Source organism: Streptomyces siamensis (genome assembly GCF_039543605.1).
Taxonomy (GTDB): domain Bacteria; phylum Actinomycetota; class Actinomycetes; order Streptomycetales; family Streptomycetaceae; genus Streptomyces; species Streptomyces siamensis.
Map to the genome: position 1 here is coordinate 25487 of NZ_BAABKB010000014.1, position 19551 is coordinate 45037.

At 69.5% G+C, this 19551-nt stretch carries 17 protein-coding genes; 3 read left to right on the forward strand and 14 right to left on the reverse strand.

Annotation, left to right across the window (positions count from 1 at the left end):
• Positions 1 to 10 precede the first annotated feature (10 nt).
• On the forward strand, positions 11 to 1588 hold the full coding sequence (gene mftG / locus ABEB03_RS20445; RefSeq protein ID WP_345650950.1) for a mycofactocin dehydrogenase MftG: 1578 nt from the start codon (positions 11 to 13) through the stop codon (positions 1586 to 1588).
• Between the two features lie 31 nt (positions 1589 to 1619).
• Here mftG and mftR read toward each other — a convergent pair whose 3' ends face one another.
• Positions 1620 to 2240 (reverse strand): mycofactocin system transcriptional regulator, encoded by a 621-nt coding sequence (gene mftR, locus ABEB03_RS20450; RefSeq protein WP_345650952.1) that lies wholly within the window; start codon positions 2238 to 2240, stop codon positions 1620 to 1622.
• A gap of 113 nt (positions 2241 to 2353) precedes the next feature.
• Positions 2354 to 3961: a sigma-54-dependent Fis family transcriptional regulator gene (locus ABEB03_RS20455; RefSeq protein ID WP_345650954.1), complete on the reverse strand. Its 1608-nt coding sequence runs from the start codon at positions 3959 to 3961 to the stop codon at positions 2354 to 2356.
• A 327-nt stretch (positions 3962 to 4288) separates the two neighbouring features.
• Here ABEB03_RS20455 and ABEB03_RS20460 point away from each other — a divergent pair, with 327 nt between their 5' ends.
• Positions 4289 to 5830, forward strand: coding sequence for an aldehyde dehydrogenase family protein (locus tag ABEB03_RS20460; RefSeq protein ID WP_345650957.1), 1542 nt, complete (start codon positions 4289 to 4291; stop codon positions 5828 to 5830).
• 82 nt (positions 5831 to 5912) lie between these two features.
• On the opposite strand, the gene ABEB03_RS20465 is transcribed toward ABEB03_RS20460, so the two are convergent.
• The 12 genes from ABEB03_RS20465 to ABEB03_RS20520 all read right to left on the reverse strand — a co-directional run bounded on the left by ABEB03_RS20465 (position 5913) and on the right by ABEB03_RS20520 (position 18077).
• Positions 5913 to 6332 carry a MaoC family dehydratase gene (locus tag ABEB03_RS20465; protein ID WP_345650960.1) on the reverse strand — a complete coding sequence of 140 codons (420 nt, stop codon included), beginning with the start codon at positions 6330 to 6332 and terminating at the stop codon, positions 5913 to 5915.
• Positions 6329 to 6766: an FAS1-like dehydratase domain-containing protein gene (locus tag ABEB03_RS20470; protein WP_345650963.1), complete on the reverse strand. Its 438-nt coding sequence runs from the start codon at positions 6764 to 6766 to the stop codon at positions 6329 to 6331. The genes ABEB03_RS20465 and ABEB03_RS20470 overlap by 4 nt, the downstream gene beginning before the upstream one ends.
• A gap of 14 nt (positions 6767 to 6780) precedes the next feature.
• Positions 6781 to 7902 (reverse strand): NDMA-dependent alcohol dehydrogenase, encoded by a 1122-nt coding sequence (locus tag ABEB03_RS20475; protein WP_345650966.1) that lies wholly within the window; start codon positions 7900 to 7902, stop codon positions 6781 to 6783.
• Positions 7903 to 7960: 58 nt separating this feature from the next.
• Positions 7961 to 9070, reverse strand: coding sequence for a CaiB/BaiF CoA transferase family protein (locus ABEB03_RS20480; protein WP_345650969.1), 1110 nt, complete (start codon positions 9068 to 9070; stop codon positions 7961 to 7963).
• Positions 9071 to 9153: 83 nt separating this feature from the next.
• Positions 9154 to 10245, reverse strand: a complete 1092-nt coding sequence (locus ABEB03_RS20485; RefSeq protein ID WP_345650975.1) for a CaiB/BaiF CoA transferase family protein — start codon at positions 10243 to 10245, stop codon at positions 9154 to 9156.
• Positions 10242 to 11918, reverse strand: coding sequence for an AMP-binding protein (locus ABEB03_RS20490; RefSeq protein ID WP_345650980.1), 1677 nt, complete (start codon positions 11916 to 11918; stop codon positions 10242 to 10244). Before ABEB03_RS20490 ends, ABEB03_RS20485 begins: the two co-directional genes overlap by 4 nt.
• A gap of 96 nt (positions 11919 to 12014) precedes the next feature.
• Positions 12015 to 12761: a nitroreductase gene (locus ABEB03_RS20495; protein ID WP_425589275.1), complete on the reverse strand. Its 747-nt coding sequence runs from the start codon at positions 12759 to 12761 to the stop codon at positions 12015 to 12017.
• 143 nt (positions 12762 to 12904) lie between these two features.
• Positions 12905 to 13975 carry a zinc-dependent alcohol dehydrogenase family protein gene (locus ABEB03_RS20500; RefSeq protein ID WP_345650983.1) on the reverse strand — a complete coding sequence of 357 codons (1071 nt, stop codon included), beginning with the start codon at positions 13973 to 13975 and terminating at the stop codon, positions 12905 to 12907.
• Positions 13976 to 14033: 58 nt separating this feature from the next.
• Positions 14034 to 14567, reverse strand: a complete 534-nt coding sequence (locus ABEB03_RS20505) for a cupin domain-containing protein (protein ID WP_345650985.1) — start codon at positions 14565 to 14567, stop codon at positions 14034 to 14036.
• 97 nt (positions 14568 to 14664) lie between these two features.
• Positions 14665 to 16128 (reverse strand): aldehyde dehydrogenase, encoded by a 1464-nt coding sequence (locus ABEB03_RS20510; protein ID WP_345650988.1) that lies wholly within the window; start codon positions 16126 to 16128, stop codon positions 14665 to 14667.
• A gap of 194 nt (positions 16129 to 16322) precedes the next feature.
• Entirely contained in the window at positions 16323 to 17093 is a 771-nt protein-coding gene (locus ABEB03_RS20515; RefSeq protein ID WP_345650991.1) for an SDR family oxidoreductase, read from the reverse strand.
• 69 nt (positions 17094 to 17162) lie between these two features.
• Positions 17163 to 18077, reverse strand: coding sequence for a helix-turn-helix domain-containing protein (locus tag ABEB03_RS20520; RefSeq protein WP_345650994.1), 915 nt, complete (start codon positions 18075 to 18077; stop codon positions 17163 to 17165).
• A gap of 141 nt (positions 18078 to 18218) precedes the next feature.
• On the opposite strand from ABEB03_RS20520, the gene ABEB03_RS20525 reads away from it, so the two are divergent.
• Complete coding sequence (locus tag ABEB03_RS20525) at positions 18219 to 19160, forward strand: alpha/beta hydrolase (protein ID WP_345650997.1); 942 nt, start codon at positions 18219 to 18221, stop codon at positions 19158 to 19160.
• Positions 19161 to 19551 lie beyond the last annotated feature (391 nt).

The window sequence follows — 19551 nt, forward strand, 5'->3', positions numbered from 1 at the left end:
GACCGCCGATGTGATCGTGGTCGGGGCGGGAGCCTCCGGCGCGACTCTGGCGGCACGGCTGAGCGAGGACTCCGCGCGAACCGTACTCCTGCTCGACGCCGGGCCGATCCCCGAGCGTCCACCGCTCTTCGCGCCCGAGCTTCTCGGCGCCGTCCCTGCCGGGCTACGGGACGCCTTCCCGCCCGAGCTGCTGGACGCACGGCTGGTCCCCGGCGCGCAGCCCGGCCACCCGGCCGTCCAGCGGTACGCCGCGCATCTCACGCCCGAGCGGCCCTACACAGTGGTCCGCGGGCGCGGTCTCGGCGGTTCGACCACCGTGAACGGCGGCTATTTCATCAGGGCCCGGCGCGAGGACTTCGACCGCTGGTCGGCGGCCGGCAACCCGGCCTGGACCTACGAGCGGGTGCTCCCCCTGCTGCGCGCACTGGAGACGGATCTCGACTACGGCGCCGGTGAACTGCACGGCGGTGACGGTCCGATGCGCATACGCCGCGTATCGCTTTCCCATCCCGCCACGGCGGCCTTTCGCGCGGCGGCGGAGGAACTCGGTCATCCTCTCGAGCCCGACAAGAACGACCAGGCACCGCCGGGCTTCGGCCCCGTACCCTCCAACGCCGTCGACGGTCTGCGGCTCAACACCGGCATCGGTTACCTCCTGCCTGCCCTGGCTCGCCCCAACCTCACCGCCATCGGTGACTGCCCCGTTCGCCGGGTCGTCGTCCGGCGCGGCCGCGCATGCGGGGTGGTCGTCCGGCGAGGCGGCCGAGACACCGTCCTCCACTGCGGGGAAGTCGTCCTGTGTGCCGGCTCGTTCGTCACCCCTCAACTGCTCCAGCTGTCCGGCATAGGGCCCCGGCCCGCCCTCGAACGATTCGGCATCCCCGTCGTCAAGGACGCCCCCGCCGTCGGTACCCGCTTCAGCGACCACCCCCAACTCGTCCTGGAGTGGGCTCCCCGGCAGGATGCGGGCGCGCCCGACGCATCGTGGCTCGGCGGCTGCCTGCACCTGTCCTCCTCGGACCGCACGCATCCGGGCGACCTCGAGATCCTGCAGTCCCTCGTGCCGATCGCCGGGCTCGTCGGCGGCACTCCGTCCGTCGCCGGCGCACCGCTGGCGTTCCTCGTCTCGGTCCAGTCACCGGCCTCGACCGGCCGGCTTCGCATCCAGTCCGCCGACCCCGCCCTGCCCCCGCTCATCGAGTACGGCTATCTCGCGACGCCGGACGACCGCCGCCGCCTGCGTGAGGTCGTCCGCGCCACGGCGGAACTCGTCGCCACCCGCGCCTTCGACCGCGTCTCCGAAGGACGGTTGCTCCAGCCCGGCCTCGAACTCCTCGACAGCGATGACGCGTTGGACCAGTGGATCAGCCGCAACCTCGGTACGTCCCACCATGCCTGTGGGACCGCGCCGATGGGACCGGACGGACGCACAGCGGCGGTCGACCAGTACGGCAGAGTCCATGGTGTGCCCGGGCTCCGGGTGGCGGACACCTCCCTCCTCCCCACGGCTCCGCTGCGTGGTCCTGCGGCTACGGCCGTACTCATCGGGGAGTTCACGGCCGACGCCATGCGCCGCGACCTCACCTGAGCGCAGCACCGGCAGCAGCCCCGAGCGCCGCTCACCTGGTTCCCGTGACTCCCGCATCCATGACCGCGAGGCCGACCGTCAGCTGCCGAACGGCCCTGTCCATCAACTCCGTCAGATCGGATTCCGGCTCGGCCAGCCAACTCTCGTACGCCGCGAGAGCCGCTCCGAGGGAGGCGTGACCGATCAACCGGGGCCCCATGTCGGACGGACGCGAGCCGGTGCGCCGTGCCGCGAACTCCGTGACGATTTTCCGCCAGGCCCGGTAGCGCAGCGTGGCGTCCGCCTGGAGCGTGGGAACGGTGAGGATCAGCTCCATGCGCTGGCGGTGCCACGGCACTTCGGCGGGGTCGAAACGGTTGAACGCGATCACCGCGCAGCGCAGCGCGTCCATCATCGGCAGCGTGGGGTCCGCCGCGAGCAGGCGCTCCAGGCGGGCCAGTTGACGCCCGAAGTCACCCCACACGAGATCGTTCTTCGAGGCGAAGTAGCGGAAGAAGGTACGGCGACCGATGCCGGCGGCGGTGGCGATGTCGTCGACCGTTGTCCGCTCGAATCCTTGCCGGGCGAACAACTCGAACCCGATCCGCTCAAGTGCCTGGACCGACGTGGCCGGCGGACGCCCCGTCCTGGCACCGTTCGGCCGCGACTCCACACGCACTCCCTCCCGGTCAGGAGGGGAGGTTACCCGAGACGGAAGAAAGTGGAGCCGTCGGGACGCGGTGACGTGATCGCCTGCCGAACGGGCATCGGCTCATGCATCGGGCGTCAGTGGATGCGCAGCGCGCGCATCCGGTTGTAGAGCGTGGACCGGCTCATGCCGAGTGCGCGTGCCGCCTGGAGTTTGTTGCCCCCGGCGGCCTCGATGGCCGCGACGATGATCTCCCGCTCCGCTTGGCGGAAGGGCGAGACGGGTGCCGGCACCCCGCGGTGCGAGGCGGGCAGGTCCGAGGCGATGATGTCGCCCGCCGAGCGGGTCCTGGCGACGATCTGGATCACACGGTGCAGCTCCGCGAGGTTGCCCGGCCAGGGTTGGGCAGCCAGCACCCGCAGGCTGTCGGGCGTGAGTCGCCTGTGTCCGGGGCCGGTTGCGTCGGCCAGCATGCGCTGGGCCAGCCCGGGGATCTCGTGCCTGCGACGGCGCAGGGGTACCAGATCGCGGCGGGCGCCGCACAGGGCTGCCAACGACGCGTGGACGCCGTCCAGGTGACCTCCCGGTGTCGTGGTCATCACAGTCATCCGCCGGGTGCCCCGAAGGCATCTCGCCAGGAGCAACGTCACCTGTTCGGAGAGCAGTTGAATGTCCTCGATGACGACGGCGGGTCCGTCCTTCTCGAGCAGTGCCACCAGGTTCGAGACCCAGGCCTGCTCGCCGTGCCGAACGACATCCGTCGCGTCGAGCGTGATCGAACCCGGTCCCACGGCCCGACGTGCCTCGGTCGTGCGGCCGCTGCCCGGCTCCCCGACGACCAGCAAGGGCCAGCCGGTGGCGGTGCCCGCACCCCGAGTGCCGCGTCGGCCGGGCTGCTCCGGGACGATGTCGACCAACGCCCCCTCGACGCCGTCGACCGGTGCGCACCTCAGCCAGACGGTCCGGCCGGAGACCAGGGTCAGCCGATGGGTCACTTCGCCTTCGCCGCGCATTCCCTCCGCGCACGCCTGGACCGCCGCGTGGTCGGCAGGCTCCAGCAGGTCGAGCGCGGCCGGCGTGGCCAGCACGAGGCCGCGCCCGACCACCAGAACCGGCCGCCTGGGAGAGCGCGCCGCCGCCTGGAACGCCGCCAGCAACCGGCGCTGGGCGCCGGAGGCGTCGAGCTGAAGCCGGTCCTCGATGTCCCGGACGACGCGTCGCACCAGGGGCGAGAACAGCCGGTGCTCGTCCCCCGCACGGCCTCCGATGTTCACAACGCCTTCGAGGCGGCGGGTGATCGGATGGATGATCGGATGCCCGTAGCAGGCGAACTCGTGGAACGCCGCCATGAAGTGCTCGTCTCCACGTACGAAGAGTCCCTTCCGGGTCTCCACCGGTGTACCGACGGCGTTCGTACCCACCTGGTCCTCACCGAGCCTGACGCCCGGCACGATGCCCAGATCGACGAGGGCCCCGCCGAACGCCTTGTCCGCGCAGCGGATGTCGACGACACGTGCGGTGCGGTCGGCGAGCACGAAGGCGAACGGGGTGTCGTCGAGTTCCGCCCGCACCCGTTCCAGCACGGGACCGGCCGCGCGGGTCAGACCTCCCGCTCCGGCGACCGATTCCTGCTTGAGCCCCGGAGTGTCATCCGCGCGCAGGCCGTTCAGCCGGGATCGGGTCCACGAGGACGCGATCTCGGGCCGTGCCTGTCCGACGTGGGTTTCCCGGGAGGTCCTGTACACGCGAGGCCACCTCTTCTCGCCGGACACATCGGCCTCTGACTCGTGGCGCCCGCCCGGGGGTGCTGACTCGCACTCGCTACGCCGATGCAGTCCCGCTCAGTGTTCTGGAGCACGTAATCCTCAGGAAACATTATATAACAACTACGAGTTGCGACAGGTCGGCGTACGCCCCGTCTTGCCTGTTCCTCCACCGGCTACGTCAGCCGTGAAGCGCGTGGGGGTGTCCAATTTCCTGGACGTTCACACGCCTGAATCCTTCCTACCTTTGGGCGGGAGCGGCCGAAGGGGTTCGCCAGCACGACCAGAGGGGCGCAGACAGTGTCGACTGTGACCGAGAAGGCTGCCGTTGAGCGGCAGGGTGTTCCGCACTACCGGATGTTCATCGGGGGCGAGTGGGTGGACTCCGATGAGCAGTACGAGGTGATCAATCCCGCTACGGAGGAGTTGGTCGCCACCGCGGCGAAGGGTACGACGGCGCATGCGGACGCGGCGGTCGCGGCGGCGAAGCGGTCGTTCGAAGAAGGGGTGTGGCGCAATACGCCGCCGGTGGAGCGGGCCGCCGTCCTGGACCGGGTCCTCGCCACGCTGGCGAGCCGGATGGACGAACTCGCCGAGCTCGGTTCCCGCGAATGCGGCTTCCCGCTGCGTCTGTCCCAGGCGATCAGTGTCGGTTTCCCTCTCATGCACATCCAGCACTTCGCCGACCTGACCCGCGCCTACGAGTGGGAACGCCCCGGACCGGTCACCGGGCAGGTGCTCAACGCCCAGCTGGTGCGCCGGGAGCCCATCGGTGTCTGCCTGGGCATCGTGCCCTGGAACTTCCCTCTGGTCCTGGGCGCGTGGAAGGCGATCCCGGCGCTCGCGGCCGGCAACAGCGTGGTCATCAAGGTCGACGAGAAGACCCCGACGGCCCAGCTCGAACTCGCCACGATGCTGCGGGAGGCGGGCCTGCCCGACGGCGTCTACAACGTGGTCACCGGAGACGGTGAGACCGTCGGTGCCCACCTGGTCGCCCACCCGGACGTGCGCAAGGTGTCCTTCACCGGATCCACCGAGGTGGGCCGCGAGGTCATGCGCACCGCCGCGGAAACCATCAAGAAGGTCACCCTCGAACTCGGCGGCAAGGGTCCCAACATCGTCCTCGACGACGCCGACCTGGACGCGGCCGTCGACGGCTCCCTCTACGCCTTCCTCCTGCACGCCGGCCAGGCCTGTGAGTCCGGCACGCGGCTGCTGCTGCCCACGGCGCTGCACGACGAGTTCGTCGAGCGGCTCATCGCCCGCCTGAAGACGCTGAAAATCGGCAACCCACTGGACGCGGGCACCGACATCGGCCCCGTGATGAACGCCGTGCAGCGCGACCGGATCCTCGGCTACATCGAACGTGGCAAGAAGGAGGGCGCCACCCTGGCCCACGGCGGCACCAGCCCCAGCGGGCCCGGTTTCGAGAAGGGCTTCTGGGTCGAGCCGACCGTCTTCACCGACGTCACCAACGACATGTGCATCGCCCGCGAGGAGATCTTCGGCCCGGTCCTGTCCGTGCTGCGCTACGACTCCGTGGACGAAGCCATCAAGATCGCCAACGACACGGAGTACGGCCTGTCCGCCGGCGTGTGGAGCCAGGACGTCCAGCGCGCACTCGACGTCGCCCGCCGGCTCCAGGCCGGCAGCATCTGGATCAACGACTGGCACAACATCTCCCAGCACATGCCCTTCGGCGGCTACAAGCAGAGCGGCAACGGCCGGGAACTCGGCCCCGACGCCCTCGACGAGTTCACCGAGGAGAAGGCCATCACGATCGACCTCACCGGCCACGTCTCCCGACGCGCGTACGGACTCGTCATCGGCACACCCCCCGCCACCGCCTGAGCACACCACCACTGACCGCGGCCGCCCGGCAACTCGTTCTCCGAGTTGCCGGGCGGCCGTCGTCCTGCGGGTGGGCAGCCCGTCAGGCCGCCCGGGCACAGGGCACCACGCACATCGCCCAGCCCTCCACGGCCACGTCGCCGTTCTGCCGGATGCAGCGCAGCTCCAGGTCCACTTCGAGACCGTCGTCACCCGTCCGCCACCCGGTCACTTCGCCCGTGCACGTCAGCACGTCCCCCGGCCAGACCCGCTCCGCGAACCGCATGCGATACCGCCGCACGTTCTCGACGCCGAACCACCGCGCCACCCACGCGCCCAGCAGGCCGCCCTGGTACATGCCGACGGAGAAAGGGCTGGGGTGGCCGGCCTGCCGAGCGAACTCCTCGTCGTGATGGACCGGTTGCATGTCTCCGGACGCACCTTGGTATCTCACGAAGTCGGTCCGCGTCACCGGCCCGACGACCAGAGGATCCGGGCGCGCCGGGATGTCCCGCGCGTTCATGCGTGCCCTTCTCCCAGTTCGACGGACGTCTTACGGGACTCCGCCACCAAGTGACCTTCCTCATCTCTGAATTCGGTCACGGCGACCATGAAGGTCATGTCCCCGCCTCGGCGTCCGGTCTTGCGGAAGACTTCCTCGACCCTCGTCGCACACGTCAGGCGGCTGCCCACGCGAGGAGGTTGGCCGAAGAAGACGAACTCCTGCTCCGCGTGCAGTCCCCGCGTCACATCCAACCCCGACATGGCGATCGGGTCGGCCGACTCGTCGTGCCAGAGGTCCTGGGTGCACAGAAAGGTCGGAAGGACGCAAGGCGTCTCGTCGGGCGAGTCCGTGGAATCGGTCGCGCCGACCGCTCGTACGAACTCGCGGACTTTGCCGAGTTCCACGAGCATCGTGAACGAGGGACTGGTCTTACCGACGATATCGGCGTCCACAACTGTCCCGCTCCTCAGTCGAATTCGATGATGCCGCGGACGTTCCTGCCGGCCTTCATGTCGTCGTAGCCCTGCCCGACCTCGTCGAGGCGGTAGGTCCGAGTGATCAGTTCGTCGAGCTTGAGCTGCCCGTCGCGGTACATGCGCAGCTGCCGGGGGATGTCGGCGTTGGGGTTGCACTGGCCGAACAGCGACCCCTGGATACGCTTCTGGAGCATCGCGATCTCCCACGGGTTGATCGGCATCCCGTCCGTGGAGTTCATGTCTCCGAGGCCGGTCACGACGACCGTGCCCGCCTTACGGATCGCCTGGAAGGCCTGGGCGACATGCTCCCCCGTGGTGACACCGACCGTCACGATCGCCTTGTCCGCCCCCTGCCCGTCTGTGACGGACCGCGCGAAATCGGCCGCCTCCTCGATCGTCGGGAAGGAGTGCGTCGCCCCCAGCTTCTCGGCAGTCTCCCGCTTGAACTCGACAGGATCCACCGCGATCAGCGTGCCCGCGCCCGCGTGCGCCGCGCCCTGCACCGCGTTGATGCCTATGCCACCCACGCCCATCACGATCACGACCTCGCCCGGCATCACCTCGGCGGCGTACACCGCCGAACCCCAGCCGGTACCGACACCGCACCCGACCAGCACCGCCTTGTCCAGCGGCAGGTCCTGGTCCACCTTGACCGCGGACTGGGTCGACACCACCGTGCGCTCGGCGAACGTGCCCAGCCCGCACACCTGACCCACCGGCTGCCCGTCGAGACTGAACCGGAAGCTGTCGAGGTCGTCGAACCGCGACCCACGCAGCGTGTACGCGCCGAGATTGCACAGGTTGCTCCTGCCCTCGGCACACCACCGGCAACGCCCGCAACTGGGAAGGAAGGAGAACACGACGTGGTCCCCCACCTCCCAGCCAGGCGTGTCGGGGCCCACGGCCTCGACGACTCCGGCCCCCTCGTGCCCCATGACGATGGGATAGTGAGCGAGTACCAGATCGCCCGTCTGGGCGTGGTCGTCGGAGTGACACAGACCGGCGGCCGTCAGCTTGACCTGGAGTTCGCCCTGACGCGGCTCGTCCAGGTCGAGGTCCACGACCTCGAATTTCCCAGGGCTGTTCCGAATGATCGCGGCTCGAGTCCTCACGATTGCCTCCTTGTACTTTGTGCGTGTGACAGACCGATTCACCAAAGAAGCAGTGCGGTCATCGGTCCTCCTTGCCGTGCGGTGTGCCGAGCTCGGCGAGCTCGGGGCAGTCCAGCGTGCCGGGCGGACGCCGGAGGTTCGGGTCGACGACGCTCGGCAGGGTTCCGACTTCGTCGTCCCCGCAGCGGACCCGGTCGGCGGAGTCCGTGTCGATCAGCCCGGACCGTTCGGCTTCGCCGAAGTGGGACACCACGGTCGCCTTGATGCCCGTGGAGGCGAAAACGTCCCGCCAACGGGCCGCCGGGTGCTGGAGAAAGGCGTCGGTCAACAGCCTCACCGCATCACGGCCGTTCCCGTCCCCGGCGGCCTCCAAGGTCAGACCCAGTACGGCGACGAGCCGGTCCCATGAACGGTCGTGCAGTGCGTACACCGCGACGAACCGACCATCGGCCGTGGGGTAGATGTGATAGCGCGCGCTGCCGCCACCCAGGAAGTCCTGCCGCGGATCGGGCCAAGAGCCCCGTGCCTGTCGCTGCACGAAGTGCCGGTAGCCGAGCGCCTGGAGATTGTGGGCCATGGAGATCTCCAGCGAGGTCCCCCGCCCGGTGCGCTCTCGCCGGTGCAGCGCCAACAGGATGTTGATCAGCGCGGGATAGGTGCCGCCCGCGATGTCCGCCACGCTCGTCGCCGGCAGTACCGGGGCGCCCTCCGCGGACAGTGCGGCGCCGAGCAGCCCCGAGTCCGCCATGAACGCCAGGTCGAACCCGGCCCGTTCGGCGTGCGGCCCGGACGAGCCGTATCCGGTGATCGCGCAGTGGATGAGCCTCGGGTTCCTCCGGCTGAGCTCGTCGTAGCCGAGGCCCCGGCGTTCGGCGACACCGGGCCGCTCCTGGACGATCACCACGTCGGCGGCCGCGGCCAGTTCCAGGACCGAAGCCCGGTCCCCGGGATCGGTCATATCGGCGCCGAAGGCACGCTTTCCGCGATTGAGCATCGCGTACATCGCACTGACCCGCCCCGGTCCCAGCAGGGGTTCGAAGAACCGCAGCGGATCACCGGATCCCGCGGGCTCGATGCGTACGACGTCCGCGCCCGCCTCGGCGAGGACCAGCGACGCGAACGGGCCGGGGAGGAACGCGGAGAAGTCGAGCACCCGTATCCCGTGCAACGGCGCGCCGGCGTCTTCAGCACCAGGTGGCGGGGCGGGCCACCTCCCTGTCGTCGAAGGACGACCGTCCTCCTGACGATCTCTCAGCTCCGCCATGTCTCGGCCGCCTCCGCCAGGGTCGCCGTCCGGGAGACCGGTGGAGTCGGCGCAGTAGTGCCGGCCGTGGACGAGAAGCGGGGCGCACCGGCCGCGACCAGGCCTTCCGGGCCGTCCACGAGCGTCCCCCGCGCCTCGATGTGCGGATGCGTCACGGCCTCGTCGAACGAGAGGACCGGCGTCACACAGGCGTCGAGATCCCGGAAGACCTGTTCCCAGTGGCCGCGGGGATGCCGCCCGAACGCGTCGGCGAACGCCTTCTCCACGACCGGTCGGCCGTCGGGGTCGTCCTGCGCCGGGAGATCCACCCCGTCGAGCCCTAGTCCTGCGACCAGGTTCGCGTAGAACTGCGGCTCGATGGCGCCCACGGCCATGTGCCGGCCGTCGCTGCACGCGTAGGTGCGGTAATAGGGCCGTCCGCCGTCGAGCAGGTTGTCCTGCCGACGGTCCGACCACAACCCCTGACCGCGCAGTTCGAGGATCGGTTGCAGGAGGGTGCAGGTGCCGTCGACGGTGGAGATGTCCACGACGTCGCCTTGTCCGGTGCGGCTCCGCTGCAGCAGTGCCGCCAGTACGCCGGTGACGACGAACATGGCGCCACCGCCGTAGTTGCCCACCAGGCTCAGTGGGGGCACCGGCTCGTCGGCCGTACCGATGGCGTGGAGCGCGCCGGTCAGGGCGATGTAGTTGATGTCGTGCCCGCCGCGCCCGGACAGCGGACCGTCCTGGCCCCAGCCCGTCGCCCGCGCGTACACGAGGCGCGGGTTGATCGCCCGGCACTCCTCGGGTCCCAGCCCGAGGCGCTCGGCCACCCCTGGCCGGAAGCCCTCGATCAGCACGTCCGCGTGGCGGACGAGGTCCGTGAGGCCGCCGCGGGCATGCTCGTCCTTCAGGTCCGCGACGACGATGGTGCGCCCACGCTGCACGTACGCGTTGCCCTCGCGCTCGTGAACGGCCGCCGTCGGCCGGACGACGCGTACGACGTCGGCCCCCATGTCCGCCAGCTGCATTCCGGCATGAGGACCCGGTCCCATCCCGGCGAGTTCCAGCACCCGGATGCCTTCCAGGGGCCCGCTCATGCGGTCGTCCTTGCCCGCGGGAACCCACGGCCGGCCGCCCGTGCGGAGATCCGTCGCGCCGCATCCTCACGCAGCCGGTTCTTGAGTACCTTTCCGAGGTCGTTGCGGGGCAGATCGTCCTCGAGGAACTCGACGTACTTGGGGATCTTGTATCCGGCGAGCCGGCGGGCGCAGTACTCCCGCACGTCCTCGGTGTCGAGGGGTTCTCGCGCAGCGGGATCGCGTACGACGAAGGCGAAGACGGCCTCCATCGTCCGGCGGTCGGGCACCCCGACGACCGCGGCGGTCTTGATACCGGGCAACGTGGACAGCACCGTCTCGATCTCCGCGGGAGACACGCTGAACCCGTTCGGCTTGATCAGGTCTTTGAGCCGTCCGAGGTATTTCAGGTAACCGCCGGGCAGTACCTGGCCGAGGTCGGCGGAATGCAGCCAGCCGTCCTCGTCGATCAGCGCCTCGGTCGCCTCCAGGTCCTGGTAGTAGCCCTGGGTGACCGCGGTGCCCCGCACCAGGACCTCCCCGGCCTCGCCCTCGGCGACTGCCATACCGGTCCCGGGGTCGGCGATCTTCAGCTCCACTCCGGGCAACGGGGTGCCGACCGTGGCCGTGCGGATCTCGACGGGATCGGCGACGCTGGTCATGGTGCTGACGCCGCCGGACTCGGTCATGCCCCAGCCGTTGTGGTACTCGGGAACGCCGAGTATCTCCCTGATGGCGGCCGCCACCTCGGGTGTCAGAATGCCGACGCCCGTGCGCAGGGAGCCCAGGTCGTAGTCCGGACGCTCCGGCGCGTCGATGATGTCCTGGAACATCGAGGCGACGCCGTACATCGTCGTGCATCGCTCCTGCTCGATCAGGCGCATGCAGTCCGGTGCCGAGAAGGAGTCGAGCAGCACGAACGTACCGTGATGGCTGAGGATCGCGATCAGCCCGTGGGCGCAGCTGAACGCCGAGGCGAGCGGCAGCACGAACAGCATCCTGTCCTCCGGGGTCAGCCGTTGCCGCTCCCCGCTCAGGAAGTTGTTGGCGACGATGTTGCGATGGCTCAGCATCACCCCCTTGGAACGCGACGTCGTCCCCGAGGTGAACAGGAGCAGGAACATGTCATCCGGGGAGACATCGGCTCTCGGTGCGGGTTCGCCGGCGTCGAGTGAGCGGCGGCCGCGCTCCGCCACTTCGAAGAACGAGCGTGTTCCCCGCGCACCGGTCTCACCCACCACGACGACCTCGCGCAGGCTCGGCACGGCGACGCTCGACCACCGGCCGGGCCCGGCCGCGTCGATCTCGGGGCAGAGCGAGCGGAGCGCGTCGAGGTAGTCGTGCCGCCGGAACCGGTCCTGCATGACGACGGCCTTCGCCCGGGAGGCGTCGAGAACGTGCCGGCACTCGTCAACGGTGTACCGGGGGTTCAGCGCGACCAGGACCGCTCCGAGTCGGGCCACCGCGAAGTAAGTGACGAGCCACTCGGTGCGGTTGACCATCCACACCGCGACCCGGTCGCCTCCGGTGACGCCGAGCTCCCTCAACCCCTGTGCGAACCCGTCGACTTGGGCATCGAGGTCCTCGTAACTGAGGCGCTCCGACCCACAGACCACCGCCTCGCCTCTCGGCCGGTCCCGTACGGCGGACTCGAAGACATCCAGGACAGTTGCCTCGGCCCACGGCTTCATCATCTGCGCGCCCTCTCTGCTCTGCCTCGAAAACGGGAGCCCCGGGTCCGTCGTGCGGTCGGTTGTCCGGGTCGGTGGTCGGCGATCAGGTGACAGCGGTCAGTGGTCGACGATGACGACCGTGTCCTCGACGTCCGCACGAGTGGTGCGGAACCGGTTGACCGGATGCTCGGTGTCGGCGTAGCCGAAGGAGACCGCACACACGATCAGCCGGTCCTGCGGAATCCGGAAGAACTCACGCACGTGGTCCGAGTGCATCGCGATCGCCGCCTGCGGAATCGTCGCGACGCCCAGCGACGTGGCGGCGTTGATGAGGTTCGCGACGTAACCGCCGCAGTCGACCGCCCCGTACACACCCTGATCCTGATCGGTGGTGATCACGGCGACATGCGGCGCACCGAAGAACTCGAAGTTCCTCAGTCCCTGCGCCTCACGGGCTTCCCGGTCCTCCCGCGCGATCCCCAGACTGGCGTACAGCGCGTAACCCGCCCCGCGCCGACGCTCCTTGTAGACACCGCGGTACTCCGCCGGCGTCTCCAGGTCGGGCGTCGGCTGATGGGTCTTCGCGTGGTCGGTCAGACTCGCCGCGAACCGTCCGGTCGCCTCGCCCTTCGTCAGATACACCTGCCACGGCTGGGTGTTGCACCAGGACGCCGTTCGCTGCGCGATCCCGAACATCTCCGCGATCACGTCGTCGGAAACCTCGTCCGGCAAAAACGCACGGCAGCTCCAGCGATCACCGAGCAGCCTCTTGAACCCGACGGGTGCAGCCGCCACCGCGGACCCACCCGTGGGGCGGTCGGCCACGGAACGTACCTGGACTTCGAGGGCTTCTGACGTGCTCACAAGGTTCCCTTCGGTTGCCGCAGCGTGGCGGCCTTTCTGTGCCGATCAGTTGGGGGGAGTCGTGTTTCGTTCACCGAGCTCCCCGGCGGGAGAGCCAGGACGGCCGGCATCAGCCGGCCATCCTGGTTCAGAGAGCGTGGCCGTCAGAACTCGATGACGGCCTTGCCCCGCACCTGCTTGTCGAACTCCTTGTACGCGGCGTCGGCGTCCTCGATGCTCCAGCGATCGGTGAACAGCTTGTCCACGTCGATGCCGTTCTTGGCGACGAACCTGGCGCAGTCGCCCAGTCCCACGTTGGAGAAGGTGTAGGAACCGATGAGCGAGATCTGCTTGATGATGATGTCGGGGGACACATCCAGAGTGATGTCGCCACCGAGCCCGACCAGCGCCACACGACCCCAAGGACCGAGAGATCGCGTCGCCGCGGCACGTGCCGCGGGAGCGCCGGAACATTCGATGGAGACGGTCGCCCCCCTGCCGCCGGTGATCTCCCTGATAGCGGCTGTCGCGTCGGTGTCACTCGAGTCGACGACGTGGTGAGCCCCGAGTTCACGTGCCCGGGCGAGCCGGTCGGCGGCGATGTCGACCGCGATCACCTCGGCGCCCATGGCCGAGGCGAACTGGATGGCCGACTGGCCGATCGGCCCGAGCCCGAACACCGAAACGGTGTCCCGACCTGTCACGTCCGCACGCCTCAGCGCACCGAACGCCGTACCGGTACCGCACGCGATGGCGGCGCCGGCCGAGAAGCTGATCTCCTCGGGCAGGCGGACGAGGGTCTCGGCGGGCGCGACCATGAAGTTCGCGTGGCCGCCGTGGGCGGTGGCGCCGTAGATGGTGGCCCCCTGGGGACACATCTGGCTCCATCCGGTGCGACACAGGTCGCAGTATCCGCATCCCTTGTAATGGAAGACCATGACCCGGTCCCCGACCTTGAAGCTGCGGGGATCGACGTTCGGGCCGAGCTCGGCCACCACGCCACAGGGCTCATGCCCTGCGATGATCGCGGGGACCTCCGCCATGCCCCGGGAGGCGAAGTCCTTGAACCCGAGGGCCTTCAGGGCGGCCTCGGGCGGGTCGCGGTAGAACTTGAGGTCGCTGCCGCACAGACCCGAGGCCTTGATCTCGATCACTACTTCACCGGGGCCGGGAGTCGGGTCCGGGAAGTCCCTGACCTCGAGCTCTCGATTCCCCTTGAACACCACGCCGCGCATCAGATGACTCCAGTCTCGCCGTCAGGCTGTGTTGCGGGCCGAGCAGTCGTCCGACGCGTCACCGCTTGGCCGCCGTCATCGTCGCCACGATCACGACCGGCTCGGTGGTCCGGTTGCTCCAGATGTGCTTGACACCCCGCGTGACGAACGTGTCGCCCTGCTTGAGGAGGGTCTCCCCTGTCTCGGTGACGGCGTGCAGCTCGCCCGAGATGACCGTGACGACGTCCACCGTGTCGGTGAGGTGCCAGACCCCGCCGGCCTCACTGGTGTCACCGTCGTGGGTGTCGCCGCCGCCGAAGGCGTCGAGCGACGCGGCGTAGTCGGCCGCGTCGAACTCGCTGTCCGGCGGGAAGCTCGCCAGCCGGACCACGAGGCCCTCCGGCGGCGGTGCGATGACCGCGTCCGCACCGAGCGTGTTGGGCCCGTCGACGCGCGAGGGGAGGCTGTCGAACTGCCACACATCCATGACCGTGAAGCCCGGCGCCGCCATCCGCGTCGGGGTCAGCTCGTCGGCTATGATCGCCGACTTGCCTTCGGCGTCGAGGCCGGACACCACACGTCGCGCCTGAGCCTTCAGGTGCTCTCCGCTCACTTCCCACTCCCTTGTGGTTCGGTGCTCTGCTGTTGTTATGTGGTTCGGTGCTCTGCTGCTGCCTTGCGGTTTGGTGCTTTTCTGCTGTCCGGCGACTTCACGCCGGGACATCGAGCCCTTGCGGCAGGCCGATGGACTTCAGCTCGACGTACGCGTCGAACCCCTCCAGCCCGGCCTCACGGCCGATACCGCTCGACTTGAACCCCCCGATGGGGGCGTGGAATCCGACCGGGCTGCCATTGACCTCGATGGTGCCGGTGCGGATGCGGCGCGCGAGCTTGACGCCACGTTCGGGGTCTGCCGTGAACACGGAGCCGTTCAGGCCGTAGGACGAGTTGTTGGCGATCGCCACGGCCTGGTCCTCGTCGTCGTAGGTGAGCACCGAGACGACCGGACCGAAGATCTCCTCCTGGGCGATGGTCATCGACGGGTCGACACCGGCGAACACCGTGGGCTGCACGAAGAAGCCCTCCGAGAGGTTCGCGGGGCGCCCGCCACCCAGCACGACCCGGGCGCCCTGCGCACGGCCGGCCTCGATGTAGCCCTCCACGCGCTCCCGCTGGCGGGCGCTGACGAGCGGGCCGATCTGCGTGCTCGGGTCCTTGGGGTCACCCACCGGCATCGAGGAGACGACGGCCTCGAAGGCGTCGAGGAACTCGGCCTCCCGCGACCGGGGAACCACGATGCGGGTCTTGAGGCTGCACACCTGTCCGCTGTTGCGGAACGACCCCACGCGCAGCGACTCGGCGGCGGCCGCGAAGTCGGCGTCGTCCAGGAGGATGGCGGCGGACTTCCCTCCCAGCTCCAGCGTCACCCGCTTCAGGTCGTTCCCGCACAGCGAGGCGACCCGGCGGCCGGCCGCGGTGGAACCGGTGAAGGTGACCTTGTCGACGCCTGGGTGGGTGACGAGGTACTCGCTCGCCTCCCGGTCAGCGGGGACGATGTTCACGACGCCGGCCGGAAGCCCTGCCTCCGCCAGGAGCTCGCCGAGCAGATAGGCGTCGAGCGGGGTGTCCGGGGCGGGCTTGAGCACCATCGTGCAACCGCTGAGCAGGGCCGGAGCCAGCTTGAGCATCGTGATGAGGAGGGGCGCGTTCCACGGGACGACCGCGGCGACGACTCCGACCGGCTCCCTCAGCACGAGCGCCCGCCCCGTCGCCGACTGGCGGACGTCGGTGAACGGGTACTGCGGAGCGAGTTCCAGGAAGCTGTCCAGCAGTACCTTGGGGCTGGCGGCCTGCATGGACCGCGACAGCGTGATCGGACAGCCCATCTCGTCCGTCACGAGCGAGGCGATGTCGTCCGTCCGCTCCCCCATCAACACGCTGAGCCGACGCAGGACCCGCATGCGCTCCTGCAGCGTGGTCCGTGACCATTCGCCTTGGTCGAACGCCTGCCGCGCGGCGGCCACGGCGCGGTCCATGTCCTCGGCGGAGCCCGCCGGCACGTTGGCGATCGGCTTCCCGGTGAAGGGGTTGATCACCTCGATCGTCTCGGTCGACCGCGGCTCGACCCACTCGCCCCCGATGAAGAACCGCGCGTAATTTCCTTGCCAGACCACAGCTTCGTCCTCCCGCCGAACGGCGACCCGGGTGTCTCCTCGCGGCCGCGCAGTTCGTAAGATGGCGCCACTTTATACAATATATTAAATGCGTCAACCCCTCTGTGGGCTGGGATTTCCCCACCGCCGACACAGCCGGGCGCCGACCTTGAAAGTCGGCACCCATGGGCAACCCGCACCGCTGACCGCCCAGTTCAGTGGGCGCGGAACTCGGCCAGGTCGGACCGGACCCGGGAAGGCTCGTCCTCCAGCGGCATGTTGGCCGTGTCCTCGACGGCGTCCAGTGCCCCGCCGGCATCCTCGACTGCCCGTCCGAACAGGGCGGCCCAGTCGCGGGTGACCCTGCCGGGTCCGGAGTACGCCTCGAAGGTCTTGCCGAGCGCGTCCTTCGTCAGCAACGCCTCCACCAGGAGGTTGGCGAGGACCTCGCGGCTGATGCCGCCTTCCCCGGTGTCGCCCTGCTCGATGGTGACGTGGCGGCCGGCCTCGCCGCCATCCAGCCAGCCCGGACGCACGATGGTGTACGGGGCGCCGCTGAGCCGGACAACCCGCTCCGAGCGGCGCTTCCAGTCCAGGGCGTGGCCGCCCACGTTGAAATAGTGGTCGCGGCGGGTGACGAAGATCGAGGTCTGGAGCACGATCCGGGGCTTACGGTCGCCCAGGGCCCGCATGACGTTGACGACGCCGCCATAGTCGACGCGTCGCACGGAGTCGGCCCGGCTGTCGTTGTCGGAGCCGTGGACGAAGATGATGCCGTCGACGTCTCGGACCGCGCCGGCCAGGCTCGCGGTGTCTTCGAGGTCGCCGACGATGATCTCCGCGCCGGGCAGGACGTCGCGGGCGTGTTTCTCGTCGCGGGCGAGCGCGACGGGGGTGAGACCACGACCTGCGGCCGCGGCCATGACGTGGCGTCCGGTGCGTCCGGTGGCTCCGACGACGAGAACGCGGGTGGGAGTGGTGTCCATGAGCTGATCTCCTCTGCGAGCCTCCGGGCGGCGGGGCTGCCGTGCGCCTGCGGCCAGGAGGCGGTGGGGCTACTTCGGGGCGTACGGGTCCGCGTTCTCGGCACCGTCCGGCGTCGGTGCGCCCTGTTCCGTCGCGGCCCAGCTGGAGAGCAGCATGAGCGCTTCGTGTGAGGGTGAGCCGGGTTCGGCGGTGTAGCCGATGACCGTGAGGCCGGGGGCGCTGGCGACGTCGAGGGCCTCGAAGCGCAGGGTCATATCGCCCACCGCACGGTGGTGGAAGTCCTTGCTGCCGCTCTGGTGGGCCCGCACGTCATGGGCCGCCCACCGGGTCCGGAACTCGGCGCTGCGGGTTGCCAGTTCTCCGACGAGGCCGGTGACGGCCTTGGAGTAGGGCGACCGCGTGGCTTCGACACGCAGCAGTGCCACGGCGTCGTCGGCCGCCTTCTGCCAGGCGGGGAAGACCTCGTCGGCACGGGGGTTCAGGAAGATGAAGTGGGCGAGGTTCGGCGGCTCGGCCTGGTGCTCGAAGACCGGGCCGTACAGGGCCCGGCCCAGTGGATTGGCCGCCACTATGTCGAGGTGGGCGTTCTGCACGATGGTCGGCGCGGTGACCATCGTTTGGATGAGTGCCTGGACGCTCAGCGGTACCTGCCGGCGCGGGCTACGTGCCCGCCCCTGCCTTCTGCCCGCCTTGGCGGTGGCGGCGCGGGCAAGGTCGAACAGGTGGGTCGTCTCGACCTCGTCGAGTCGCAGGGCCGTGGTGATGGCGTGGAGGACTTCGTCGGAGACGCCGGCGACCTGGCCGCGCTCGATCTGGATGTAGTACTCGGCACTCACTCCGGCCAGGAACGCGACCTCCTCACGGCGCAGGCCGGGCACCCGGCGGCGTCCCGACGAGGGAAGTCCCACCTGGTCGGGGGTGATCTTCGCGCGCCGGGTCGTCAGGAAGTCTTTGATGTCCTTGGCGGTCTCCACGGTGTCCATGCTCCGAGGCTAGGTGCCTCCTGGGCCGCTATGGAGAGGCTGCCAGTACCCCCGATAAGCAGCGTCTCCCACCGGCGCGCGAAAGCCCGCAGTCTGAATGTCGTCGCCCGAACCAACCGGTCGAGCGCATCAGGACAGCACATGGAGCAGTCAGTGGAAGCCATCACGTTCCCCAACGGCCCGATCGACATGGCCGGCAACCTCTACCTCCCCGCCGGCTTCGACCCCGAGGGCAGCTACGCCGCGGTCGTCACCGTCCACCCCGGCGGTGGCGTGAAGGAGCAGGCGTCCGGCCTGTACGCGAGCAAGCTGGCCGAGCAGGGCTTCGTCGCGCTCGCCTTCGACGCCTCCTTCCAGGGCGACAGCGGCGGCGAGCCGCACCACCTGGAGGACCCCTACGCCCGCGTCGACGACGTACGCGCCGCGGTGGACTATCTCCAGTCCCTCCCCTACGTGGACGCGGAGCGCATCGGTGCGCTGGGCATCTGCGCCGGTGGCGGCTACGCCGTGAACGCCGCGATGACGGACTACCGCATCAAGGCCGTCACCACGGCCAGCGGCCTGAACATCGGCACGTCCTTCCGCCGGAACTGGTACGGCACCGACTCCGACGCGGCCGCCGTGCCCACGCTCCAGGCCCTCGCCCAGCAGCGCACCGCCGAAGCGCAGGGCGCCGAGGTCGCCTACCTCCCCTACGTGCCGGCCGAGCCGGACGAGACCACCCCCCGTGACCTGGTCGAGGCGCACGACTACTACCTCACCCCGCGCGCCCAGCACCCCAACGCCAAGAACAAGTTCCTCTTCACCAAGAGCGTCTCGCGGATCTTCACCTTCGATGCCTTCCACATGGTCGAGGACCTGCTCACCCAGCCCATCCTGATCGTGGCCGGCAGCGAGGCCGGCTCGCTGTGGATGTCCACCGAGCTGCACGGCCGCGCCCGCAGCCCCAAGAAGCTCGTGGTCGTCGAAGGCGGCGCCCACATGGACTTCTACGACGTCCCGAAGTACGTCGACCGCGCCATCGAGGAGGCCACACCCTTCTTCCGCGAGCACCTCACCGTCAAGCCCGCCGACGCGAGCTGAGCTTCCCGGCGTCGGTCCGGGCTCCCCTCCCCTGGCCGACGCCCCCGGCGACCCCGCCGCTCTCCGGAACGGCGGGTCTCCCCCTCCGGCCACCGTCGTCGGGCACCCACGATCGATGGCACGACCCGCGTCGACCTCTACGACGACGAGTACGTCAGCCGGGCCGTGGATCGGCTGACCGATTTCTTCGGTGAGCATCTCTCCAAGGCCTGACCGGAACACCCGGCCACAGGCCGGACAAAATCTCCAGCGGCGTGGTGGCTGAGCGGCCTCCCACGCCGCTGGGCGTCTCGACGGGGCCTCTACGCGGACTGCCGGTTGCCGGTGATCAGGCGCCGTGCGGCTCCGGCGGCCTTGCGTTCGATGTCCTCAGCGGTGCGCTGGTGTTGTG